This is a genomic window from Paraburkholderia sp. IMGN_8 (assembly GCF_038050405.1).
GTDB lineage: Bacteria > Pseudomonadota > Gammaproteobacteria > Burkholderiales > Burkholderiaceae > Paraburkholderia.
The window spans coordinates 1,673,534-1,696,110 of sequence record NZ_CP150900.1; the positions used below are offsets into that span (position 1 = coordinate 1,673,534).

The following is a 22,577-nucleotide window of genomic DNA, read 5'->3' on the forward strand; positions in this document are numbered from 1 at the left end:
ATAAAGATAATTTCGCATTAAGAAACGTATTTTTCCATCTTGCAATGGCGCGTGTTGTGCCGTGCAGCACGATTTTTTACGACGCAAAAAAATTTTCCACATCGTGAAATTTTGACGGCGGGCAAAAAAAACCGGTGCATGAGCACCGGTTTCTTCCGACTGACAAACGGCGCGGGGCCGTCCGGGTCTTTTCAAGCTGACTTCTGCACAGATCGAGCTATGCGAATAGCTGCTGCACAGCCGTGGCTTAGCTGCAACTTAGCTGCCGCGGCGCGCCGTACGCGGGCCGTCGCTGCGGCGTGCGCCGTAGCCGCCGTCACGCGAACCGCCGTAGCCGTCACGCGAACCGCCGCCAGCCGACTTGCCGGCCCAGCCGCCGCCATTGCCGCTACCGCTACGAGCGCCGCCGCCGTTACCAGCCGGCTTGCCTGCGCCGCTACCGCTGCCGAAACGACGGCCACCGTTGCCGCCGCCCGGACGGCCACGGCCGCCAAAGCCAGGACGGCCATTGCCCGACGGCGCCGATTTACGCGGCTCGAAGCCTTCGATAACGTTGACCGGCAGCGGCGTGCGCACGAAACGCTCGATGCGCTTCAACGCGCCTTGCTCGGCGTGATGCACGAGGCTCACTGCGATGCCCGAGCGGCCAGCACGGCCGGTACGGCCGATACGGTGCACGTAGTCTTCAGCGAACTTCGGCAGATCGTAGTTGAACACGTGCGTGATGCCCGGGATGTCGATGCCGCGAGCGGCGACGTCCGTGGCGACCAGCACGCGCACACGGCGCTCGCGCAGTGCGCGGATCGTGCGGTTACGTGCGCCTTGCGGCAGGTCACCGTGCAGAGCTGCCGATTCGAAACCGGCGTCGGCCAGACGGCCAGCCAGTTGGTCGGCGTCCATCTTGGTTGCCGTGAAGACGATGGCCTGGTCGAGGCCGGCGTCGCGCAGCAGATGGTCCAGCAGACGATCTTTGTGATCGCGGTCGTCGACATAGTGGACGGTTTGCGCGATGTTGGTGCGTTGTTCGAGGCGCTGAACGATCTCGATACGTTCCGGATCCTTCAGCAGCCGGCCGGTCAGCGAACCGATCTTGCCGTCGAGCGTGGCCGAGAACAGCATCGTTTGACGCGAAGCCGGCGTAGCGGCAACGATCGTTTCGATGTCTTCGATGAAGCCCATGTCGAGCATACGGTCGGCTTCGTCGAGCACGAGGATCTGCAGTTGCGACAGATCGATACGGCCGCGTTCCAGGTGGTCAATCAGACGGCCCGGCGTGGCAACCAGGATTTCCGGGTTCTTTGCCAGCAGCATCAATTGTTGGCCGTAAGCGACGCCGCCCAGAATGCTGACGGTGCGCAGGCGCTTCAGGTGCTTTCCATACGTGGCAGCGGCGGTGGTGACCTGCATCGCGAGTTCGCGGGTCGGCGTCAAAACCAGCATGGTCGGACGGGCAACCGGTTGCGGACGGCGCGTGCGGCCGCCGTCAGCCGGACGCGGTTCACGCGGCTGGCTGGCTTGCGCCTTTTGCAGTTGCGAGAAACGCTCGATGGCGGGCAGCATGAACGCGGCGGTCTTGCCCGAGCCGGTCGGGCTCGAGACCAGCAGATCGCGGCCGGCGATGCCGGCGGGGATCGCGCGTTGCTGAACCGGAGTCGGGTTTTGGTAACCAGCGGCGGTCAGCGCGGAGACGACATCCGCGGAGAGACCGAGCGACGCGAACGTCGGGCCGGTCGGCGCTGCGGCTTCAGCGGCAACGGCTTCCGGAGCGGCAGCGACTGCTGCGGCTTGCGCGGGTGCGTCGGCGAGACCGAGGGCTTGATCGGCGATGGCGTTCAACGGGCTGCTGGGGGTATTGCTCGAAGTCATGAGAATCCTTGGTACACAGGGAATTAATACGTCGGCGCCAATCGGCATACCCAAGTCGTCGGATTCAGCGAGCAAAGAAGCAGCGAGCAAATCGAAAAACGGGGGCAGCTCGCGACAAACAAGGCGAGCTTTTCGTTAGAAGCTGTATCGGTTGCGACATGCCAACACGGCGTGCCGCCAGCCTGGTACATGATCGCCCGTAGGGGGCTAGGCAGGAGGGGACAGGTTCTAAACTGGATTGGAGCTAAACGCTACGAGGCGCTGCGCCGCAAAGGCCGCTAGAGGAGAGCCGGGCAAAGCAGTGAAGCGCAGGCAGCATTGTATAGGGTTTTGTTGCACTGCGCCACCATTAGGATATTTCCTGGCGGAAAAGTTTTGTTTTGTCTGCTGATGCCCGCTGTGGGGCTAGCTTAGGCTGACGCGCCGCTTTTGAGGGATTCGACCAGGTCGATGTATTGTTGCTTCGCGGCGTCCTGGGGCGTGCCTTTCAGGGCGACCCATGCATCGTATTTGTATTTGCCGACGATGTCGGTGAAGCCGGGTTTGTCGCCGTGGACGTCGCCGTCGGTGGCCTGTTTGAAGAGCGCGTAGAGACGCAGGAGAGTGAGATTGCCTGGGCGCTCTGGCAATTGCTTTGCGTCTTCCTGGGCTTGAGTGAATTGGGTGTTGATGTCTGTCATGGTTTGGTTTTGCCCTCCGGGCAGGGTCTGGTTTTGTTTGGGGCTTGGCCGGTGATCATAGCAATTGGTTGCTGCCGCTGGGCTGAGGGGTTATTCCAAACGGTTTTGGGGTTTCCATGATCCTGTTTGCCTTTGGCGGCGGCATTGGTTGTGCGCCTGCGGTGTTGGTTTTTTCCTGGCTTGTTTGCCTTCGCGGCGCTTTTTTCTGTGTGCCTGCGGCGGTGGCCTCTCCTTGATTTGATATTGGTTTATTAGCGTTCCCCCTGTGCGGGGGGGGCACCTACTTTTCTTTGCCGGCCGCAAAGAAAAGCAACCGTATTGGAAGTCAAGCGGCGAGCTGTCCCTCAAGGTGCGAATTGTCGGTCGTGGAGAGCATTTTGTGGGCGCGCGTAATCCTCGCGACCCGCACGATTGAGCAACCTGCAGAAGGTGGGCATGGGCGGCGTGAATGCTTGCGTTAAAAGCGCAACAGCCGGACGCAACCCTGCCGGAAGTCAGTCAGCCGATGGTCTCCAGGGTGTCGAGTTGTGGACCATGGCGTTGAGCGTGACGATGAGTTTGCGGATGCAGGCCGTCATGGCAACCTTGAACGGCTTGCCGGCGTTGCGCAGACGGTCATAGAACGCCCTGATGGTGGGGTTAAAGCGCAGCGCAGGCACGCAGGCCATGTACAGCGCGCGCCGCACGATGGCGCGGCCGCCCTGGATGCGACGCTTGCCGACATGCTTGCCGCTGTCGCAATTGAAAGGTGCGACGCCGGTGAGTGCGGCGATCTCGCGGCGGTTCAGCGAGCCGAGCTGGGGCATGAAGGCGATCAGCGTCGCGGCAGCGCCGGGGCCGATGCCGGGCACGGAGCGCAGCAGGTCTTCCTTCTGGCGCCAGGCAGGTGAAGAACGCAGGAACGAATCGATGTCATGATCCGCGAGCCTGAGCTGCTGTTTGAGCCACTTGATGTGATCGTTCAGGCTCCCGCGGGCTGCGGCATGGGCGCGCTCCAGGCGTGCTTTCTCGGCGACCAGCATGTCCATGAGCTGGGCCCGGCGCAGCAGCAGGGCCTGCAACTGCTCGGTCTGTACATCGTTCAGGGGGCGCACGACGGGCTTGATGGCAGCGGCGAATTGAGCAATGACAAACGCGTCGATGCGATCGGTCTTGGCGCGCGTGCCGGTGGCCCTGGCGAAGTCGCGCACCTGTCGGGGATTGACCGCGACAGCGGGCAGTCCGGCCTGACAGAGCGCCCTGAGTACGGCGAGCTCGAGCTTGCCGGTGGCCTCCATGACGATCAGTGTGGGATTGAGCGCGCCAAGGCGCTGGACCAGCTGGTCGATGGCGACGGTTTCATTGTCGACACTGAAATGTTCGGTGGTGTCGTGGATGGCGACATCGAGGGTGCTGCCGCTGACGTCGATGCCGATATAAACGGAAGAAGAAGGCTGGTTCATCACGGTACCCATACTTGCAGGAAAATACGAGCTCGGGGCTCAGTCAACTGTTCGGGTTAAGAGGATGAAAAGGACAGTCGCTCAGGCTTTTCTGCGGGCTCGAAGCACTTTAGGCAGACGAGCTGACTGTCCATGTGGCGACAACTGATCGGATCGGCGCCACAGGAGGGAATATACAAGTAGGCAAAAGAAAGCGGCTCAAACCGCTAACACTTAAGCGGGTCCCCTGGCTTGGAGGAGGCAGTGGAGCATCTGGAATCTGTGCCCTCGCACATTCGACCTTAGTGACAAGGCAGTCATACTTCCGGCGGCGCTGCGCGCGTCGTAGCGGCATTTCACAAAACCGCGTTTCGAGTCTGGCGCGTGTAGTTCGCCGGACTTGGTGGCTCGCCGTAGCGCACGTCAGCGCGATTCGCCGTAGGCTGGTCGCGCACGCCGCAGTGGTATTTCCAAACCATCGGCGCAATTCAGCGCTTCGCCGAGGCGAAGCCGATGGCCGCCACGGTGCGCAAACGAAGCCCGTGGTTTCCCTGGCAGACCGTTCCGGCGAGCACGCAGTGCGAAGCGGGAAGAATGATGCCGGAGGCGCGTATCCGCTATCGGTTTTGAGAAGTACCGCTACGGCGCGCGCAGCGCCGCCGGAAGTATGACTGCCTTGTCACTCACGTCGAATGCGCGAGGGCACCGACTCCAGATGCGCCACTACCTCCTCCAAGCCAGGGGGCCCGCTTAGGAGTTAGCGGTGTGAAGCCGCTTTCTTTGCTTACTTTCTTTGCGGCGGCAAAGAAAGTAAGTGCCTGCCCCGCACAGGGGCGACGCTAATAGACCAATAACAAATCAAGGAAAGGCCACCACCGCAGGCACACAACTAAAAAGCGCCACGCAAGGCAAACAAACCAGGAAAAAACCAACGCCGTAGGCAGACAAAAGCAAAGACCAAAGCAAAAACCAGAGGACAACCCAAAACCACATTCCCACGAGCAGTGCCGATTACAATACGCCTCATGACTCAAACTGTGCTTCTTGCCCTCGATACATCGACCGAATTCTGCTCGGTAGCGCTTCTATCCGCCGCCGGCGAATCATCGGCCCACGCCGTCCCTGAACCCCGTATCTGGGTTCGCCACGAGCAAACCGGAGCAGTCTCCAGCACGCGCCTCCTTCCCGCGATCCGCGAACTCTTCGACGAAGCGGGTCTGAAACTGGCCGACTGCGACGCCATCGCCTTCGGTTCGGGCCCCGGCTCGTTCACAGGTCTTCGCACGGCAACCGGTGTCGCCCAAGGTCTGGCGTTCGGCCTGAACCTGCCCGTCGTGCCGGTCAGTACCTTGCTCGCTTGCGCGGAAAGCGCCCGGCTGCGCGATCCATCGGCGGCCCGCGTGCTCGCCGCGCTCGACGCCCGCATGGACGAAATCTATTGGGCCGACTACGCATGGGACGACGCTCAAGGCGAATGGCGCACGCTCCAGCCGGCTTCGCTCGATGTCCCCGAGCGCCTCGTCTTGCCCGATGCGCCGTTCACGCTGGCCGGCAACGCTGCCGCGGCCTTCGGCGCGCGATTGCCCGCCGTCGCGGCCGCGCGAACGGTCGACGGCGAAGCGCTGCCGCATGCGTTACCCATCGCGTACGCAGCGCTACGCGCGTTTCGCGCCGGCCGCACCGTGCCCGCCGACCAGGCCGCGCCGGAATACGTGCGCGATAAAGTCGCTCAGACCACGGCGGAACGCGTCGCCGAAAAAGCCGCCAAGGCCGAACTGGCCGCAAAGGTGGCGCACGACGCGCATCAGGGCGAGGGCCAGCAATGAGCGGTGTGTTGCTCGCGGACCGCTACATGTCGCCGATGACCGAAGGCGATCTGGACGAAGTCGCCGCAATCGAAAAGATCGCCTACGAATTCCCCTGGAGTCGCGGCAATTTCGGCGATTCGCTGCGTAATGGCTATTTCGGCATCTGTCTGCGGCACGTGACGGGTACGTTGATCGGCTATTGCGTGCTGATGCCGGTCGTCGATGAAATGCATCTGCTCAATTTGTGCGTGACGCCCGCCGCGCAGGGCGCCGGTGCCGGGCTCACGTTGTTGCGCGAAGCGGTGCGCATCACGCGCGCCGAAAAACTCGACGGCCTGCTGCTCGAAGTACGGCCGTCGAATCATCGGGCGATCCGGCTGTACGAACGCTTCGGCTTTGCGTCGATCGGCCGGCGCAAAAACTATTATCCGGCGCGGCATCGCAGCCGGGAGGACGCCATCGTGATGCGTTATTCGTTTGCCAGGGAGGGCGCAGATGGCGCTGCATGAATCGGTACTGGAAGAGTTCGGACTCGCGCCGCTGTGGGTGCGTCGCGGGATGGCGCCGGTCACGTTGGCCGAGGCTGTTGAGCTCGCCTCAGACGTGCAGGCCGGCAACCCGCAGCCAGCTCCCGACAACGCCGCACCCAACAGCGCGCGCCGCGAAGAACCCGTTGCAGCGGACCTGCGGGTAGCGGCTCCTCAAGCGTCGCCCGCCGCTCGCGAGCAGCGCGACGATCAGCAGCCAACCGCGCAGCAAGCACCCGCGCGCGAGCCGAACGAGCGCCGTTCGCCTACGCAACATGGCGAGCCGGGCCGTCAAACTTCGCCGTCCTCGTTCAGCGAAACCCCGCCCGATGACGATTTCGCGTGGTTCGACGATCTGCCGGCCCCTGAGCCAGCCCGTCAAGCGGCCCACGCGCCTGTCGAAGAAGCGCGCCGTGAGACACCGGACGCATTGCCGATCCAGATGCTCGATTGGGACGCGTTGAGCGACCGCGTCGCCGGCTGCGAACGCTGTCGTCTATGCGAGAAACGCACGAATACGGTGTTCGGCGTCGGCGATCGCAACGCCGACTGGATGCTGATCGGCGAAGCGCCCGGCGAGAACGAAGATCGCCAGGGCGAGCCGTTCGTCGGTCAGGCCGGCAAGCTGCTCGACAACATGCTGCGTTCGCTGACGCTCGCGCGCGACACCAACGTCTATATCGCCAACGTGATCAAGTGCCGGCCGCCTGGCAACCGCAATCCCGAGCCGGACGAAGTCGCGCGTTGCGAGCCTTATCTGCAACGCCAGGTCGAATTGGTCAAGCCGAAGCTGATCGTCGCGCTCGGCCGCTTCGCCGCGCAGAGTCTGCTGAAAACCGATGCGAGCATTTCGTCGCTGCGCGGCCGTGTGCATGAATACGAAGGGGTGCCGGTCATCGTCACGTATCACCCGGCGTATCTGCTGCGCAGCCTGCCCGACAAGGCGAAGGCCTGGGCCGATCTGTGCCTCGCGCGCGATACGTGGCGCAAGGCGGGCGGCGCGGCTTCGAACGAAGCGAAGTGATAGCCGCCACAGGGCCGACGGTGGACCTCACTGCTCGTCAAGGCGCATCCGCCGCGATCCTTGAGATGCTTCTCGACACATTGCGCGTCCCGGCGGTGCGCGATCTGGCGTGGCTGTTGCTGAGCGCCGATTTGTTGCGAGCGCAACCACCGGTGGGCGCGCTGGTTACGCCGTTCGACACGCCGCATGAAGCAAACGCGACCGTCGACTGGTTGCGCGCACTCGACGCCGATCCGGCCGAATTGCAGCGCGAGCTCGCGACGACAAACATCTCGCGCCTTGGCCGATACGCCGAACGTCTGCTTGCGTGGTTTCTGCGGCACGGGCCTGCGGCGCGGCTGGTCGCGGCCGGCGTCCCGCTGCGGCGCTCGGGCGTCACGCTTGGCGAATGCGATTTTCTGGTTCAGACGCGGCAGGGCGCGCGGTTGCATTGGGAATTGGCTGTTAAGTGCTACCTGCATGCCGGCGATGGCCGGGGGCAGCTGGCGGATTACGTCGGCCCGAATCTGAAGGACCGCTTCGATCTGAAGCTCGCGCATCTGCTGAATCATCAGTTGCCGTTGAGCGCGCGCGAAGAATTCGCGGCGCTCGGCTATGGTGGGCCGTGGACGCCGCAGATGTTCGTCAAAGGCTGGCTGTTTTACCGGCATGGCGAGTCGCCGGCAGATCCGGCCGCGCTCGATCCTTCACATGGGCGCGGCTGGTGGGTGACGCGTAGCGATTGGCCGGCTTTCGCCGCGGCGCATGCACAGACGTGGCGCACGCTGCCGCGACTGGAATGGCTCGCACCGAGACGGCATGAGCCCGGCGCGGCGGAAGAGGCGGGGATGGCTTTCGTCGATGCGCAAACGCTCGCTGCGCAAATCTCGCATCAACATGAACCGACGATGGTCGCGGCGTTCGCCAATGGCAGCGCGGGTGGCTGGCTTGAACGCTCACGTGGTTTCATCGTGCCCGATGACTGGCCGCAACTGGCGCAAGCCTACGCGCGGCAATAGCTGTAGTCAGAGGTTTATGGCATCAGCGCGTGGCTGCGCAATGCAGCGGCAGCGCCGGCTCAGCCCCTCACCACCACCGATAAAAATGATGCACCGGTCCGACGCCGTTGCCCACATCGAGCCGATCGCTCGCTTGCAACGCGCCGGTCAGATACAGCTTCGCATCGGCGACCGCGCTCGCCAGATCGTCGCGTTGCGGGATCAGCGCAGCAATCGCCGACGACAGCGTGCAGCCCGTCCCATGCGTGTTTTTCACCGGCACGCGCGGGCCGCCCAGGCGCAGCGTGCCGCTGTCCTGCACGAGCCAGTCGGGACTATCCGCCGCGCTCAGATGGCCGCCCTTCATCAGCACCGCGCGCGCGCCAAGCGCACGTAGCGCTTCGCCTTGCGAGACCATGCCGGCTTCATCCGTTGCGGCTTCTACGCCTAGCAAAGCCGCGGCTTCCGGCAGATTCGGCGTCAGCAGATCGGCAAGCGGCAGCAATTCGTCGCGCACTGCCGCGACTGCATCCGGCAGCAGCAACGCGTGATTGCTCTTCGAGATCATCACCGTGTCGAGCACGATGTGCTTCGGCTTGTACCGGCGCAACGCGCCGGCCACCGCGCGCGCGATCGGCGCGTTCGCGAGCATGCCGATCTTCACGGCATCGATACGGATATCGTCGAACACCGCATCGAGTTGCGCGGTGATGAAGGCCGGCTCCGGCGTGTGGATCGCCGTGACGCCGCGCGTGTTCTGAGCGGTCAGCGCGGTAATCACGCTCGCGCCATAAGCGCCGAGCGCCGAAAAAGCCTTCAGGTCGGCCTGAATGCCGGCGCCGCCGCCGGAATCGGAACCGGCGATCGTCAGCACATTGGGAATCGGTTGAGTCATGGCAAAGCGGGAATGAGAGAAGGCGTGGGCCGTTTGACGACTGCGAACAGCCGCGGGTCAGTGCTTGACTTCGCCGATCAGCGCGACCGAATCGAAGGCGCGCTGATTCGCCTGGTGGCGCCGCATCACGAGCCACATCATCAGGCAGACGAAAGAGCCGAACAGCACGATCACCAACGTGACCGGCACGTCGAGCCATACCAGCACGGCGTACAGGCACAGCATCACGAGCACGGAGAGATTCTCGTTGAAGTTCTGCACGGCAATCGAATGGCCCGCCGACAGCAGCACGTGGCCGCGATGCTGGAGCAGCGCATTCATCGGGACGACAAAAAAGCCCGACAGGCCGCCGACGACCATCAGGAAGATATATGCAACGATCAGATAGCCCGGCACGTGCATGCGGCCGAAATACAGCCCCCAATGCGCCGGGAACAGGTCGCGCGTGTAGAAGGCCATCATCATGACGGCGATGCCCATCACGATGCCGACTGGCAGCACCGACAGCGATTTCTTCAGCGGTATGCGCGACGCCGCGAAGATCGCGCCGGCTGCCACGCCCACGGCCACCACGGCCTGCAGGATCGCGGCTTCCGACAGCGACATATTGAGCGATACCTCGGCCCACTTCAGCACGATGAATTGCAGCGTCGCGCCGGCGCCCCAGAACAGCGTGGTGACGGCAAGTGAAATCTGGCCGAGCTTGTCGCGCCACAGCACGACGAAACAATCGGCGAAATCGGTGATGAGCTTGATCGGGCCGCGTTCCTGTTTCGGATAACGCGCGCCGGTGTCGGGAATGCGCAGATTGAACAGCGCGGCGATCACGTAGATCGCCATGATCACCAGCATCGCCGCTTCGGCGGGTGTGTTGACGGTGGGAATGTGGTGCCGGAGAATCGGCGCGGCGATGTGCGGACTGATCAAGGCGCCGCCCAGTACAGTGCCGAGAATGATCGAGCCGACCGTGGTGCCTTCGATCCAGCCGTTCGCGGCCACCAGCCGGTCAGGCGGCAGCAGTTCGGTGAGAATGCCGTACTTGGCCGGCGAGTAGGCCGCCGCGCCAAAGCCGACGATGCCATAGGCGAGCAGTGGATGCGCGCCCACCAGCATCGTGACGCAACCGACCACTTTGATGGTATTGGTGATGAACATCACGTGCCCTTTCGGGCGGGAGTCCGCGAAGGCGCCCACGAAAGCAGCCAGAACGACGTACGACAGCACAAAGAACAACTTGAGCAGCGGCGTCATCCAGTTTGGGGCGTGAAGATCTTTCAGCAGTGCGATAGCAGCGATCAGAAGCGCATTGTCGGCCAGCGACGAAAAAAACTGCGCGGCCATGATGGTGTAAAAACCTTTTTTCATCTGATGCGATGCTGTCCTCGCTGCGGTCTGTCCGCCCCGGCCGCGTGCAAGGCGTCCGGGCTTATGCCGTTCGAAATGGGTTGTGCGCACGGCTTTATATCACGAAAATAGCTGGATTCGGACTAGCAAAATCCTTGGCCGCACCGCCCAGCGGGCTACCGAGCGCTGAAAACGCCCTGTAAGCTGCTGATTCGCAAGCGTCTTTACGAAAAAATCCCATGCCGCGCCCCCTTTCAGCCACGATCCATACCGCCGCACTCGCCAATAACCTCGCCGTCGCCCGGCGCCACGCACCAAAATCCAAGATTTGGGCCGTCGTCAAGGCAAACGCCTATGGGCACGGCCTCGCACGCGCTTTTCCCGGCCTGCGCGCAACGGACGGCTTCGGTTTGCTGGACCTCGAAGAAGCCGTGAAGTTGCGTGAATTGGGCTGGGCTGGCCCGATTTTGTTGCTCGAAGGCTTCTTCCGTCCGACCGATATCGACGTGATCGACCGCTACAGCCTGACCACGGCGCTGCACTCGGACGAACAGTTGCGGATGCTGGAAATGGCGCGCCTGTCGAAGCCCGTCAACATTCAGTTGAAGATGAACAGCGGCATGAACCGCCTCGGCTATACGCCGGAAAAATTCCGCGCCGCGTGGGAGCGCGCACGCGCCTGTCAGGGCGTCGGTCAGATTACGTTGATGACCCATTTCTCGGATGCCGACAGCGAACGCGGCATCGCCTATCAGATGGAAGCGTTCGAGCGCGGCGCGCAAGGCATTGCGGGCGCGCGCAGCCTCGCGAATTCGGCGGCGACGCTGTGGCATCCCGCCGCGCACTTCGACTGGGTGCGCCCGGGCATCATTCTGTACGGCGCGTCGCCGTCCGGCGTGAACGCCGCGATCGCAGGCACCGGCCTGCAACCGGCAATGACATTCGCCTCCGAGCTGATCGCGGTGCAAACCCTCGCCGAGGGCCAGACCGTCGGCTACGGTTCGTTGTTCAAGGCGCGCGGGCCGATGCGCATCGGCGTGGTGGCCTGCGGTTATGCGGACGGTTATCCGCGGATCGCGCCGGAAGGCACGCCGGTGATCGTCGACGGGGTGCTGACGCGGATCGTCGGGCGCGTTTCGATGGACATGCTGACCGTCGACCTTACGCCGGTCCCGACCGCCAACGTCGGCTCGCGCGTCGAATTGTGGGGTAATTCATTGCCGATCGACGACGTCGCGCAAGCGTGCGGCACGATTGGCTACGAGCTGATGTGCGCCGTGGCGCCGCGCGTGCCGGTGCGGGCTGAATAAGCTCGGCACCGACGAACTGAATCGCCGCATCAATCAATAGAACAGCAACAGGCAAGGGCGCGTGGCTAAACAGAAGACGTTGTACATCTGCAGTGAATGCGGCGGGCAATCGCCGAAGTGGGCCGGGCAGTGCCCTTCGTGCAATGCATGGAACACGCTGGTCGAATCGGTGGCGGAAGCGCCGTCCACGCATCGCTTCCAGTCGCTCGCGAAAAGCGCGCCCGTGCGGCGTCTCGCGGATATCGACGCGTCCGACGTGCCGCGCTTTTCGACCGGCGTCAGCGAGTTCGACCGCGTGCTGGGCGGCGGTCTGGTGCCGGGCGGTGTGGTGCTGATCGGCGGCGATCCGGGCATCGGCAAATCGACGCTGCTGCTGCAATCGCTCGCGGAAATCGCCGCGGACAAACGCGCGCTCTATATCAGCGGCGAAGAATCGGCTGCGCAGATCGCGCTGCGCGCGCAGCGGCTGTCGCTGCTCGAGCCCGGCTCGAAGGCCAGCGAGTTGCAGTTGCTCGCGGAAATCCAGCTCGAAAAGATCCAGGCGACCATCGCCGAGCAGCGACCCGACGTTGCGGTGATCGACTCCATCCAGACGGTGTATTCCGACGCGCTGACCTCCGCGCCCGGTTCGGTCGCGCAGGTGCGCGAGTGCGCGGCGCAGTTGACGCGAATCGCCAAGCAGTCGGGCACCACCATCATCATGGTCGGCCACGTGACCAAGGAAGGCGCGCTGGCGGGGCCGCGCGTGCTGGAGCACATCGTCGATACGGTGTTGTACTTCGAAGGCGACACGCATTCGTCGTTCCGGCTGGTGCGCGCGATCAAGAACCGCTTCGGCGCGGTCAACGAACTGGGTGTGTTCGCGATGACCGAGCGCGGTTTGCGCGGTGTCGCCAATCCTTCCGCGCTGTTTCTGTCGCAGCATGAACAATCCGTGCCGGGTTCGTGCGTGCTGGTCACGCAGGAGGGCACGCGGCCGCTGCTGGTCGAAGTGCAAGCGCTGGTGGACGCGGCGAACGCACCGAATCCGCGCCGACTAGCGGTCGGCCTGGAACAAAACCGGCTGGCGATGCTGCTGGCGGTGCTGCATCGGCACGCCGGCATCGCCTGTTTCGATCAGGACGTGTTCCTGAACGCGGTGGGCGGCGTGAAGATCACCGAGCCTGCTGCCGACCTGTCCGTTCTGCTCGCGATCCATTCGTCGATGCGTAACAAGCCGTTGCCCAAGGGGTTGGTCGTATTCGGCGAAGTCGGGCTGGCCGGCGAGATCCGGCCGTCGCCGCGCGGTCAGGAACGTCTGAAGGAAGCCGCGAAACTGGGCTTTTCGGTCGCGGTGATTCCGAAGGCCAATGCACCGAAACAGCCGATTGACGGCTTACAGGTTGTTGCGGTTGAAAGGATCGAACAGGCGATCGACCGGGTCCGCACGCTCGACTAGCCGGGGCTGTGGCGGCCGCAGGCGCCGTCCACGGCGTAATGAAGTGTAAATATCTCCATATTGGCTGTAACCCAGCCGACATTCCTTTTTCCTAAGCTGGGGGCTATTGCATCCCCCTTCTGATGCCGAAAAAAGGATTGCGCCTTGAAACAGTCATATGAAACCGTGGCCGAGCGGCCGATGCAGGTGCGCGGTTGCCGCGTCTCCGCACCCATTCGCCAGCCTTGGGGCGGTGCTTGCCGGATTGTCGAGTGGATCGACACGACGGGGCAGATTTCCCGGCGGGTGGTGGCCGAACATGTAACCGCCGCGGAAGTGCGGGCCACCATCAACCGTCACGTTGAAGGCCGCAAGCATGTGCTGTTCGACGACGAGAAAACGCCGCGCCAGACCTTGCCGCGGCAAACGGCGGCCAAACGCTGACGCCCCCGGCGCTGGTCGCTTGCCTCAACCGGCGTAGCGGTCCTCGTCATCTTCGGCTTCTATTTCGCTCTCGCTCTCGCTCCCGTTCCCGCTCCCGCTCCCGCTTGAAGCCACGTAGGTCTGCGGATTGAACAGCGGATGCCGCGCAGCTTCCGCCGGGGTCAGCACCGGCGACACGCAACAGTCGAGCGGCTCCAGCAGCAACACCCATTCTTCCAGTGGACGCTTGCCGATCAGGTCGGCCAGTTCCTGCGTCAGCGCGGCGGCGTCCGGGCCGCCGATCGCCTGGCCGAGACTCCAGTGGCGCGTCGCCCATTCGGGCCGGTCCAGCGCCATGCACAAGGTTTCCCAGAACTTCAGTTCGAGCGCGCCGACCGCGAGCCAACGATGGTCGAGCGTGCGGTACAGGTTATAGCAAGGCACGCCGCCATTCAGCAGACCGGCGCCGGCGGCCGGCGCGACGCCGTCATTGGCGAGCGAGACTTGCGCGACGACGTTGTGCGCGTGCGTGACATGGGTCATCGACACGTCGACGAAGCGGCCATCACCACCGCGCGAGACATGCCATAACGCGGCGAGGATCTGCGTCACCGCGCTCAATGCGCCGCCGAGCAGGTCGGCAATCTGGAAGTTCGGCAGGATCGGCACACCGTCGCGGCTGGCCAGCTGATCGAGCACACCCGCGTAGCCGATGTAGTTCAGATCGTGGCCGGCGTGGTCGACAAACGGACCGCTCGCGCCGTAGCCGCTGATCGCGCAATACACCAGTTTGGGATTGGCCGCGTGCAGTGTTTCGTAGCCGATGCCGAGGCGCTCCATCACGCCGGGCCGGAAACTCTCGATCAGAACATCGGCTTCGGCCGCGAGGGCGCGCAACACGTTGCGTCCCGCTTCCGATTTCAGGTCGAGGCGCGTTTCGCGCTTGCCGCGATTGACGAGCCGGTAAAATGCGCCGGGCCGGCCCGCAACGCGGTCGCTCGACGACTGCATCATCGTGCGGGTGGGGTCTCCCGCGCCGGGCGCTTCGATCTTCAACACGTCGGCGCCGAGTTCGGCGAGCCGCAACGCGGCGACCGGGCCCGGCAACAGACGTGTCAGATCGAGCACGCGCAGGCCTTTCAGCGCGGGCGGCGCTGATAACGACGCCGTTGATGACGCAGACGAAGTCACGGATGACAAGGCCAATCCCCTGATCGATGCCGGCGCGGACTTGAGAACTGCGTGCCCGCTAGCCGATTTGTTCGAGTTCCTCGTGAGCATCGAGCCATTCGGCTTCGAGCGCTTCGAGGCGTGCGTTCACCTCTGCCTGACGGCGGATCGCCTCCGTCAGTTTGCTTTTCTGCTCGGGATCGTAACTCGCCGGATCGACGACGAACGCGTCGAGCGTCGCTTTTTCCGCGTTGAGCGAGTCCATTTCCTTTTCGATCTTCGTGATGCGGCTTTGCAGCGGCTTTTTCAGATGCGCGAGCTTTTGCCGCGTTTCGGCTTCGAGACGGCGCTGTTCCTTGCGATTGACGCCATTGTCCGCGCTATCCGCACCATTCGATGCCGCGCCGGCTTTCAGCGCCGCGCGTTGTTCAGCCGCGTGTTGCAGCAGCCAGTCGCGGTAATCGTCCAGATCGCCGTCGAATTCCTGCAGACGATGCCTGGCGACCAGCATGAATTGATCGGTCGTGGCGCGCAGCAGATGCCGGTCGTGCGATACCAGAATCAGCGTGCCCTCGAACTGCGCGAGCGCCATGGTCAGCGCGTGACGCGTTTCGAGATCCAGGTGGTTGGTCGGCTCGTCGAGCAGCAGCAGATTCGGCTTTTGCCAGATGATCAGCGCCAACGCGAGGCGGGCCTTTTCTCCCCCTGAGAAGGGCGCGATTTTCGAGGTCGCCATCTCGCCGGAGAAGTTGAAGCTGCCGAGGAAGTCGCGCAGTTCCTGCTCACGCGTATCCGGCGCGAGCCGCGCCAGATGCTGCAACGGCGTGTCGTCCGGGCGCAGCGTTTCCAGTTGGTGCTGCGCGAAGTAGCCGATCCGCAGACCCTTGCCTTCGCGCACATGACCGCCAAGTGCTTCGAGCGTGCCGGCCAGCGTCTTGATCAGCGTCGATTTGCCCTGGCCGTTCGCGCCGAGCAGGCCGATGCGCTGGCCGTTCTGAATCGACAGCATCACATGCTCGACGATCGGAATCTCGACGCCGTCATTGAGATAGCCGCAGCGCACGCCTTCCATCACCATCATCGGATTCGGCGCGGAATCGGGCGTGCGGAACTCGAACGTGAACGGCGACGACGCATGCGCCGGCGCGATCAGTTCCATTTTTTCGAGCGCCTTCACCCGGCTTTGCGCCTGGCGCGCCTTGGTGGCCTGCGCCTTGAAGCGGTTGATGTAGCTCTGCAAATGCTCGACGGTGCGCTGCTGTTTCTCATACGCGCTCTGCTGCAACGCGATCTGCTGCGCGCGCAGGATTTCGAACTGCGAGTAGTTGCCGCCGTAACGCTTGATCTGCTGATGCTCCAGATGCAGCGTCACGTTGCAGACCGAATCGAGAAACTCGCGGTCGTGCGAGATCACAACCAGCGTGCCCGGATAACGGTTCAGCCAGTCTTCGAGCCAGACGATCGCGTCGAGGTCCAGGTGGTTGGTCGGTTCGTCGAGCAGCAGCAAATCGGAGCGGCACATCAGCGCCTGCGCGAGATTCAGCCGCATGCGCCAGCCGCCCGAGAAGCTGCTGACCGGCTCGCGCGTCTGATCGAGCGTGAAGCCGAGACCGAGCAGCAGCGCTTCGGCGCGGGCGGGCGCGGTGTAGCCGTCGGCGTCGGCGAATGCCGCGTGCGCTTCGCCCTCGGCGGCGCCGTCGTGCGCGGCCGACGCGGCGGCGATACGCGCTTCGATCGCACGTAACGCGGCGTCGCCGTCGAGCGTGTAGGCTAGGGCGGTTTTGTCGGCGGCGGGCGTTTCCTGCGCGACGTGGGCGATCTGCCAAGTCGGCGGGATCGAGAAATCGCCGCCGTCCGCGTGCAGTTCGCCGAGCAGCACGGCAAACAGCGTCGACTTGCCCGCGCCGTTCGCCCCCACCAGGCCGGCCTTTTCGCCGGGGTTGAGGGTGAACGTGGTGTTTTCGAAGAGCGGCTTGGTGCCGCGCGCGAGGCTGAACTGGTTAAAGCGGATCACGAAGAGGCCGGCTGAAGAAAACCGCTATTTTAGACTGCCGGGGCTGACACCGGGCGCTCAGCCAGGATCGGCCATTCAGCCGACTGTACCGGCGAGGCATTTGGCTTAGACTGAAGGCTTTCACGGGGAGAAAACATGACATCGATCTATTCGTATTCGGCACGCACGCTCGGCGGCGAGGAAGTCAGTCTCGAGCGCTATCAGGGCAAGGTGCTGTTGATCGTCAATACGGCGAGCGAATGTGGATTCACGCCGCAGTACGCGGGCCTGCAAAAGCTCTATGACACCTACGCGGCGCGGGGCCTCGCGGTGCTCGGTTTTCCGTGTAACCAGTTCGGCAAGCAGGAGCCGGGCGATGCCGCGCAGATCGGCAGTTTCTGCGAGAAGAACTACGGCGTGACCTTCCCGATGTTCGACAAGATCGACGTGAACGGCGCGAACGCACATCCGCTGTTTCGTTACTTGACGGGCGAGGCGCCGGGCTTGCTGGGGCTCGAGGCGATCAAGTGGAATTTCACCAAGTTCCTGATTGGCCGCGACGGCAATGTGGTCAAACGCTATGCGCCGCTGACCAAGCCGGAGGCGATTACCGAAGACGTCGAGAAGCTGCTGTAACCCGCCGGGCGGTGGAGCTGAGCGGCAGCTACAGTATCGGCGAGAACAACCTTGCGACGTGCATCAGCACGCGCCGCAACGCGCTCGCTTGCCGGTAATCGTTGCGGTCGATTTCGAGCGATTCGGCGAAATCCTTCAGCAGCATCGCTTCGACTTCTTTGGCGAAACCGCGGTCCACGGTCAGTACCATGATCTCGAAGTTCAGGCGGAACGAGCGATTGTCGAGATTGGCACTGCCGATCGCGGCGGCCACGCTGTCGATCAGCACGACCTTCTGATGCAGGAAACCCGGCTGGTAGCGAAAAATCCGGATGCCCGCGCGCAGGGAATCGTACGCATAGAGTTTCGAGGCTTCGAACACGACGAGATGGTCCCGCCGGCTCGGAATCATGATGCGCACATCCACGCCGCGCAGCACCGCAAGCCGCAGCGCCGCGAACACCGCCTCGTCGGGGACGAGGTAAGGCGTGGTGATCCAGATCCGCTCGCGTGCCGCGGTGATCGCCTGGACGAAGAAGAGCGAACAGGTTTCCTGCTTGTCGGCCGGGCCGCTCGGCATCACGAGACAGTGCATGTCTTGACCGGCTGGATCGAATGGCGGGATGTCGAAGTCCGGCAACTGCTGGGTCGCCGAATGCCAGTCTTCGGTGAACACGAACTGGATGCTGGCAACCGCCGGGCCGCGCACTTCGATATGCGTGTCGCGCCATGGCGAGAGCGGCGGCTTGCCGCCCAGATACTCGACGCCGACGTTATGTCCGCCGACAAACGCGCGCTCGCCGTCGACCGAGACGATCTTGCGGTGATTGCGGAAGTTCAGTTGCAAACGGTTGACGAAACGGCGATTGGTGGCGAACGGGTACGTCTCGACGCCGGCCGCGCGCAGCGCCGCCACATAGCGGTGGGGCAGATCGAAACTGCCGATGCTGTCGTACAGAAAGTAGACGCGTACGCCTTGTTGCGCTTTTGCGATCAGCGTGTCTTTGAGCATCTCGCCGAGCGCATCGGCGTGCACGATGAAGAACTGCACGATCACATAGTGGCGCGCGCCTTCGATCGCTTCGAAGATCGCTTCGAAGGTCGCTTCGCCGTTCACTAGCGTGCGCACCGAATTGCCCGGCAGGAACGGCATGCCCCCCAGACGCGTCAACGAATGCACGAGGCTCGCGCCGAGTTCTTCCGTGGGCAGGCCTGCCGACGAGTCTCGCGTGTCCCATTCCAGCGGATGTGCACGCGTGCGCAGCAATTCGTTCTCGGTGCGGCGGGCGTCCGCGTAGCCGGCAAACTTGCTGCGGCCGAGGAACAGGTACGGTACCAGCGTCAGATACGGCATCGCGACCAGCGACACCGCCCAGGCGATCGCGCCTTGCGACGTGCGGGTGTTCAGAATCGCATGGCATGCGGCGACCGCGCCGAGGATATGGGCGAGGGCGACCAGCGGGCCGATGTGAAGCAAGTCGAATTGCATAGGCGGCTGAAGGGTTTCCGGAGCGCTGCCAGGCGGCTTGAAGTCGCGGTGGGCAGTCGACCGCGCCCATCTTACCGAACGCGCGCGCGTTGGGGGGGCGTTACGGCGATTTACGGCTTTGAGGTGAAGCGCAAGGAGGCGAGGCGTGTTGCGCACGGCGGACAGTGACAGGCCGCCGCGCATCGGCAGATGAAGCGATAAGAAGCGATCAAGCGTCAGACCGGCAGATCCGTTGCCTGAATCAGGAACACGTTGTCGTCGCCGGCGCTGGTCGACAACCATACGAGGTCGAGGCCGCCGAACGCTGCCTCGACGTTCGCGCGCTCGTTGCCGATTTCGACCACCAGCACGCCGTCGTCGGTTAGCCAGTTGCGCGCTTCGCCGATGATCCGGCGCACGACGTCCATGCCGTCCGCGCCGCCTGCCAGAGCCATGTCGGGCTCGTGCTTGTACTCGGCGGGCAGCTCCTGCATCGACGCCGCGTTCACATACGGCGGATTGCTGATGATCACGTCGTAGCGGCGCTCGGCGAGCGGAGCGTACAGATCGCCTTCGAAGAGCGCAATGCGGTCGTCGAGGTGGTAGTCCGTGACGTTGCGCGTCGCGACTTCGAGCGCGGGCGCCGACAGATCGACCGCATCGACATCCGCATTCGGGAACGCGTGCGCCGCGAGAATCGCGAGGCAGCCGGAGCCGGTGCACAGTTCGAGCACCGCGCCGACCTGCTCGGGATCTTCCACGTACGGTTGCAGGCCGTCCTGCAGCAGTTCGCCGATAAACGAGCGCGGCACGATCACGCGCTCATCCACGTGAAAGCGGAAGCCGTGCATCCACGCTTCCTGCGTGATGTATGCCGCCGGCACGCGCTCGCCGGCACGGCGTTCGATCACGTTCAGCACGGCGTCGATTTCGGCCGCGCTCAGACGCGCGTCGAGAAACGGCTCCAGCAGATCGAGCGGCAGATGCAGCGTGTGCAGTATCAGATAAGCGGCTTCGTCGTAAGCGTTGGCCGAGCCGTGCCCGAACGACAACTCGGCCTGATTGAAGCGCGACACCGCGAAACGCAGCAGGTCGCGGACGGTGGAAAACGGGAGCGTCATCGCAAATATTCCTTGGTCAGGCGATCAGTTGTTCGAGCACGCGACGATACACGTTCTTCAGCGGGTCGATGTGAGCGAGTTCGATATGCTCGTCGATCTTGTGGATGCTGGCGTTCAGTGGGCCGAATTCGACCACCTGGTCGCAGATGCGCGCGATGAAGCGGCCGTCCGAGGTGCCGCCGGTGGTGGACAGTTCGGTCGTGACGCCGGTTTCGTCCTTGATCGCTTTCGCCAGCGCGTTCGACAGATCGCCGCGCGGCGTGAGGAACGGCAGGCCGCTCACGGTCCACTGCAGGTCGTATTCAAGGTTGTGCCTGTCGAGGATCGCGTGCACGCGCGCTTGCAAACCTTCGACCGTGCTCGCCGTCGAGAAGCGGAAGTTGAACAGCACGTCGGCGTGGCCCGGGATCACGTTGCTCGCGCCGGTGCCGCTGTGAATGTTCGACACTTGCCAGGTAGTGGGCGGGAAGTATTCGTTGCCGTCGTCCCAGCGTTCGGCGACCAGTTCGGCCAGCGCGGGTGCAAGCAGATGCACCGGATTCTTCGCCAGATGCGGATAGGCGATGTGGCCTTGTACACCCTTGACGATCAGCTTGCCCGACATCGAGCCGCGCCGGCCGTTCTTTACCGTGTCGCCGAACTGCGCGCTCGACGTCGGCTCGCCGACAATGCAGTAGTCCATGCGCTCGCCGCGCGCTTGCAGCGCTTCGACGACCTTGACAGTGCCGTCGGTGGCGGGGCCTTCTTCATCGCTCGTGATCAGGAGCGCGATCGAGCCGCGATGCGCGGGGTGCGCGGCGACGAACTCTTCGCTTGCCACCACGAAGCCGGCGATCGACGTCTTCATGTCGGCCGCGCCGCGTCCGTATAGCTTGCCGTCGCGATGGGTCGGCTCGAACGGCGCCGAATTCCATTGTTCGAGCGGGCCGGTCGGCACGACATCCGTGTGGCCGGCGAACGCGAGCAGCTTGCCGCGCGTGCCGTCGACGCCGCGTTTGACGGCCCACAGGTTGGTCACGCCGTTCGATTCGATCGTCTCGTGTTCGAAGCCGAGCGCGGACAGGCGCTCGATCAACAGGCGCTGGCAATGCTGGTCGTCGGGCGTCACGGAGGCGCGCGCGATCAGTTGTTCGGTAAGGGCGAGGGTGCCGGACATGGATTCAGTACAAGCCACTTTGAAATGAAAAAATGCCGGCTGGCGGTGCAGCACCGCAGCCGGCAACAGCTTTTGAGCAACGCGGCGAGGCCGCGCTTTACTTCTTGTTGCGTTCGATCTTGTGCGTCAGATCACGCGAACAGCGCTTCGTATTCGTCCGCCGCAAAACCGAGCGACTTCACACGCCCGTTGACAACGAGCACCGGCCGCTTGATCACCGACGGCTTGTGGATCATCAGCGCGATCGCGCCCGATTGCGTGTCCGCCGCCGACTTCATGTCGTCCGACAGGCCGCGCCACGTGGTGCCGCGACGGTTCAGCAATGCGTCGAGCTTCACGTCTTTCAGCCAGTCCTGCACGAGCGGCCCGGTCACGCCATGCTTCTTGAAGTCGTGGAATTCGAACTCGACGCCGTGCTCTTCCAGCCACACGCGGGCCTTCTTCACGGTGTCGCAGTTCGGGATGCCGTAGACGACGGTTTTGGTGCCGCGTGCCATCAATCGCCTCGCAGCAGCTCGTTCAAGCCGACCTTCGCGCGCGTCTTGGCGTCGACCTTCTTGACGATCACAGCGCAGTAGAGGCTGTGCGAGCCGTCCTTCGACGGCAGGTTGCCCGCCACCACCACCGAGCCCGCCGGAATGCGGCCGTACGTGACTTCGCCGGTTTCGCGGTCATAAATCTTGGTGCTCTGGCCGAGGTACACGCCCATCGAGATCACCGAGTTTTCTTCAACGATCACGCCTTCCACCACTTCCGAACGCGCGCCGATGAAGCAGTTGTCTTCGATGATGACCGGATTGGCCTGCAGCGGCTCCAGCACGCCGCCGATGCCCACGCCGCCCGACAAGTGGACGTTCTTGCCGATCTGCGCGCACGAACCGACGGTCGCCCACGTGTCGACCATCGTGCCTTCGTCGACATACGCGCCGATGTTGGTGTACGACGGCATCAGCACGACGTTCTTCGCGATGAACGAGCCGCGGCGCGCGATCGCGGGCGGCACCACGCGGAAGCCGCCGGCGGCGAAGTCTTCAGCGGTGTAGTTGGCGAACTTCGAGGGCACCTTGTCGTAGAACTGCGAGTAGCCGCCAGCCGGTTGCACCACGTTGTCTTCCAGGCGGAACGACAGCAGCACGGCTTTCTTCAGCCATTGATTGACAACCCAGTCGCCGTCTTTCTTTTCAGCGACGCGCAGCGCGCCTTTGTCCAGTTGTTCGATCGCATGCGCGACGGCTTCGCGCACGTCGGCCGGCGCGGCCTTCGGCGACAGGTCGGCGCGGTTTTCCCAGGCGGTGTCAATGATCTGCTGAAGTTGTTGCGACATATGCGTGCTTTATCGAAGAGTTGAAGTCTGAAGAAGAG

At 63.6% G+C, this 22,577-nt stretch carries 20 protein-coding genes; 8 read left to right on the plus strand and 12 right to left on the minus strand.

The window, feature by feature from the left end; all coding sequences use genetic code 11:
* Positions 1-258: 258 nt before the first annotated feature.
* The 3 genes from WN982_RS07950 to WN982_RS07960 all read right to left on the minus strand — a co-directional run bounded on the left by WN982_RS07950 (position 259) and on the right by WN982_RS07960 (position 3,988).
* Positions 259-1,866 (minus strand): DEAD/DEAH box helicase, encoded by a 1,608-nt coding sequence (locus WN982_RS07950; RefSeq protein WP_341315180.1) that lies wholly within the window; start codon positions 1,864-1,866, stop codon positions 259-261.
* A gap of 410 nt (positions 1,867-2,276) precedes the next feature.
* The gene (locus WN982_RS07955; protein ID WP_341315181.1) at positions 2,277-2,546 is read right to left on the minus strand and encodes an acyl-CoA-binding protein; all 270 of its coding nucleotides are present in this window, start codon (positions 2,544-2,546) and stop codon (positions 2,277-2,279) included.
* 494 nt (positions 2,547-3,040) lie between these two features.
* Positions 3,041-3,988, minus strand: a complete 948-nt coding sequence (locus tag WN982_RS07960; RefSeq protein ID WP_341312542.1) for an IS110 family transposase — start codon at positions 3,986-3,988, stop codon at positions 3,041-3,043.
* Between the two features lie 1,004 nt (positions 3,989-4,992).
* On the opposite strand from WN982_RS07960, the gene tsaB reads away from it, so the two are divergent.
* The 4 genes from tsaB to WN982_RS07980 all read left to right on the plus strand — a co-directional run bounded on the left by tsaB (position 4,993) and on the right by WN982_RS07980 (position 8,324).
* Entirely contained in the window at positions 4,993-5,793 is an 801-nt protein-coding gene (tsaB, locus tag WN982_RS07965; RefSeq protein WP_341315182.1) for a tRNA (adenosine(37)-N6)-threonylcarbamoyltransferase complex dimerization subunit type 1 TsaB, read from the plus strand.
* The gene (rimI, locus tag WN982_RS07970; protein WP_341315183.1) at positions 5,790-6,284 is read left to right on the plus strand and encodes a ribosomal protein S18-alanine N-acetyltransferase; all 495 of its coding nucleotides are present in this window, start codon (positions 5,790-5,792) and stop codon (positions 6,282-6,284) included. The genes tsaB and rimI overlap by 4 nt, the downstream gene beginning before the upstream one ends.
* Positions 6,271-7,326 carry a uracil-DNA glycosylase family protein gene (locus tag WN982_RS07975; protein WP_341315184.1) on the plus strand — a complete coding sequence of 352 codons (1,056 nt, stop codon included), beginning with the start codon at positions 6,271-6,273 and terminating at the stop codon, positions 7,324-7,326. Before rimI ends, WN982_RS07975 begins: the two co-directional genes overlap by 14 nt.
* A 65-nt stretch (positions 7,327-7,391) precedes the next feature.
* Positions 7,392-8,324, plus strand: coding sequence for a DUF1853 family protein (locus WN982_RS07980; RefSeq protein WP_341315185.1), 933 nt, complete (start codon positions 7,392-7,394; stop codon positions 8,322-8,324).
* Positions 8,325-8,391: 67 nt separating this feature from the next.
* Here the strand turns inward: WN982_RS07980 and thiD are convergent, their stop codons facing one another.
* Both thiD and lplT read right to left on the minus strand, forming a co-directional pair.
* Positions 8,392-9,198 (minus strand): bifunctional hydroxymethylpyrimidine kinase/phosphomethylpyrimidine kinase, encoded by an 807-nt coding sequence (gene thiD / locus WN982_RS07985; protein WP_341315186.1) that lies wholly within the window; start codon positions 9,196-9,198, stop codon positions 8,392-8,394.
* A gap of 57 nt (positions 9,199-9,255) precedes the next feature.
* A complete protein-coding gene (gene lplT / locus WN982_RS07990; protein WP_341315187.1) occupies positions 9,256-10,563 on the minus strand; it encodes a lysophospholipid transporter LplT in 1,308 nt (435 codons plus the stop codon).
* A 218-nt stretch (positions 10,564-10,781) separates the two neighbouring features.
* Between lplT and alr the strand changes: the two genes are divergently transcribed.
* The 3 genes from alr (at position 10,782) to WN982_RS08005 (ending at position 13,713) form a co-directional block, all read left to right on the plus strand.
* Positions 10,782-11,852 (plus strand): alanine racemase, encoded by a 1,071-nt coding sequence (alr, locus tag WN982_RS07995; protein WP_341315188.1) that lies wholly within the window; start codon positions 10,782-10,784, stop codon positions 11,850-11,852.
* 61 nt (positions 11,853-11,913) lie between these two features.
* Positions 11,914-13,290 (plus strand): DNA repair protein RadA, encoded by a 1,377-nt coding sequence (radA, locus tag WN982_RS08000; protein ID WP_341315189.1) that lies wholly within the window; start codon positions 11,914-11,916, stop codon positions 13,288-13,290.
* 144 nt (positions 13,291-13,434) lie between these two features.
* Positions 13,435-13,713 carry a DUF2866 domain-containing protein gene (locus tag WN982_RS08005; RefSeq protein WP_341315190.1) on the plus strand — a complete coding sequence of 93 codons (279 nt, stop codon included), beginning with the start codon at positions 13,435-13,437 and terminating at the stop codon, positions 13,711-13,713.
* 24 nt (positions 13,714-13,737) lie between these two features.
* Here WN982_RS08005 and WN982_RS08010 read toward each other — a convergent pair whose 3' ends face one another.
* Together WN982_RS08010 and WN982_RS08015 are read right to left on the minus strand one after the other, a co-directional pair.
* On the minus strand, positions 13,738-14,835 hold the full coding sequence (locus WN982_RS08010) for a CaiB/BaiF CoA-transferase family protein (protein ID WP_341315742.1): 1,098 nt from the start codon (positions 14,833-14,835) through the stop codon (positions 13,738-13,740).
* A gap of 106 nt (positions 14,836-14,941) precedes the next feature.
* Positions 14,942-16,876: an ATP-binding cassette domain-containing protein gene (locus tag WN982_RS08015; protein ID WP_341315191.1), complete on the minus strand. Its 1,935-nt coding sequence runs from the start codon at positions 16,874-16,876 to the stop codon at positions 14,942-14,944.
* Positions 16,877-17,011: 135 nt separating this feature from the next.
* On the opposite strand from WN982_RS08015, the gene WN982_RS08020 reads away from it, so the two are divergent.
* On the plus strand, positions 17,012-17,491 hold the full coding sequence (locus WN982_RS08020; protein WP_341315192.1) for a glutathione peroxidase: 480 nt from the start codon (positions 17,012-17,014) through the stop codon (positions 17,489-17,491).
* 28 nt (positions 17,492-17,519) lie between these two features.
* Here WN982_RS08020 and cls read toward each other — a convergent pair whose 3' ends face one another.
* The 5 genes from cls to dapD form a co-directional block, all read right to left on the minus strand.
* Entirely contained in the window at positions 17,520-18,959 is a 1,440-nt protein-coding gene (gene cls / locus WN982_RS08025) for a cardiolipin synthase (protein ID WP_341315193.1), read from the minus strand.
* Between the two features lie 215 nt (positions 18,960-19,174).
* A complete protein-coding gene (prmB, locus tag WN982_RS08030; RefSeq protein ID WP_341315194.1) occupies positions 19,175-20,059 on the minus strand; it encodes a 50S ribosomal protein L3 N(5)-glutamine methyltransferase in 885 nt (294 codons plus the stop codon).
* 16 nt (positions 20,060-20,075) lie between these two features.
* Positions 20,076-21,215 (minus strand): succinyl-diaminopimelate desuccinylase, encoded by a 1,140-nt coding sequence (dapE, locus tag WN982_RS08035; protein ID WP_341315195.1) that lies wholly within the window; start codon positions 21,213-21,215, stop codon positions 20,076-20,078.
* A gap of 131 nt (positions 21,216-21,346) precedes the next feature.
* Positions 21,347-21,712, minus strand: coding sequence for an ArsC family reductase (locus WN982_RS08040; RefSeq protein ID WP_341315196.1), 366 nt, complete (start codon positions 21,710-21,712; stop codon positions 21,347-21,349).
* The gene (gene dapD, locus WN982_RS08045) at positions 21,712-22,539 is read right to left on the minus strand and encodes a 2,3,4,5-tetrahydropyridine-2,6-dicarboxylate N-succinyltransferase (RefSeq protein ID WP_097389616.1); all 828 of its coding nucleotides are present in this window, start codon (positions 22,537-22,539) and stop codon (positions 21,712-21,714) included. The genes WN982_RS08040 and dapD overlap by 1 nt, the downstream gene beginning before the upstream one ends.
* Positions 22,540-22,577 lie beyond the last annotated feature (38 nt).

Excerpts from the sequence above, each read along its gene's own strand:
- WN982_RS07950 (WP_341315180.1), bottom strand. The coding sequence starts at position 1,866 with ATGACTTCGAGCAATACCCCCAGCAGCCCGTTGAACGCCATCGCCGAT.
- WN982_RS07955 (WP_341315181.1), bottom strand. The coding sequence starts at position 2,546 with ATGACAGACATCAACACCCAATTCACTCAAGCCCAGGAAGACGCAAAG.
- WN982_RS07960 (WP_341312542.1), bottom strand. The coding sequence starts at position 3,988 with ATGAACCAGCCTTCTTCTTCCGTTTATATCGGCATCGACGTCAGCGGC.
- tsaB (WP_341315182.1), top strand. The coding sequence starts at position 4,993 with ATGACTCAAACTGTGCTTCTTGCCCTCGATACATCGACCGAATTCTGC.
- rimI (WP_341315183.1), top strand. The coding sequence starts at position 5,790 with ATGAGCGGTGTGTTGCTCGCGGACCGCTACATGTCGCCGATGACCGAA.
- WN982_RS07975 (WP_341315184.1), top strand. The coding sequence starts at position 6,271 with ATGGCGCTGCATGAATCGGTACTGGAAGAGTTCGGACTCGCGCCGCTG.
- WN982_RS07980 (WP_341315185.1), top strand. The coding sequence starts at position 7,392 with ATGCTTCTCGACACATTGCGCGTCCCGGCGGTGCGCGATCTGGCGTGG.
- thiD (WP_341315186.1), bottom strand. The coding sequence starts at position 9,198 with ATGACTCAACCGATTCCCAATGTGCTGACGATCGCCGGTTCCGATTCC.
- lplT (WP_341315187.1), bottom strand. The coding sequence starts at position 10,563 with ATGAAAAAAGGTTTTTACACCATCATGGCCGCGCAGTTTTTTTCGTCG.
- alr (WP_341315188.1), top strand. The coding sequence starts at position 10,782 with ATGCCGCGCCCCCTTTCAGCCACGATCCATACCGCCGCACTCGCCAAT.
- WN982_RS08020 (WP_341315192.1), top strand. The coding sequence starts at position 17,012 with ATGACATCGATCTATTCGTATTCGGCACGCACGCTCGGCGGCGAGGAA.
- cls (WP_341315193.1), bottom strand. The coding sequence starts at position 18,959 with ATGCAATTCGACTTGCTTCACATCGGCCCGCTGGTCGCCCTCGCCCAT.
- prmB (WP_341315194.1), bottom strand. The coding sequence starts at position 20,059 with ATGACGCTCCCGTTTTCCACCGTCCGCGACCTGCTGCGTTTCGCGGTG.
- dapE (WP_341315195.1), bottom strand. The coding sequence starts at position 21,215 with ATGTCCGGCACCCTCGCCCTTACCGAACAACTGATCGCGCGCGCCTCC.
- WN982_RS08040 (WP_341315196.1), bottom strand. The coding sequence starts at position 21,712 with ATGGCACGCGGCACCAAAACCGTCGTCTACGGCATCCCGAACTGCGAC.
- dapD (WP_097389616.1), bottom strand. The coding sequence starts at position 22,539 with ATGTCGCAACAACTTCAGCAGATCATTGACACCGCCTGGGAAAACCGC.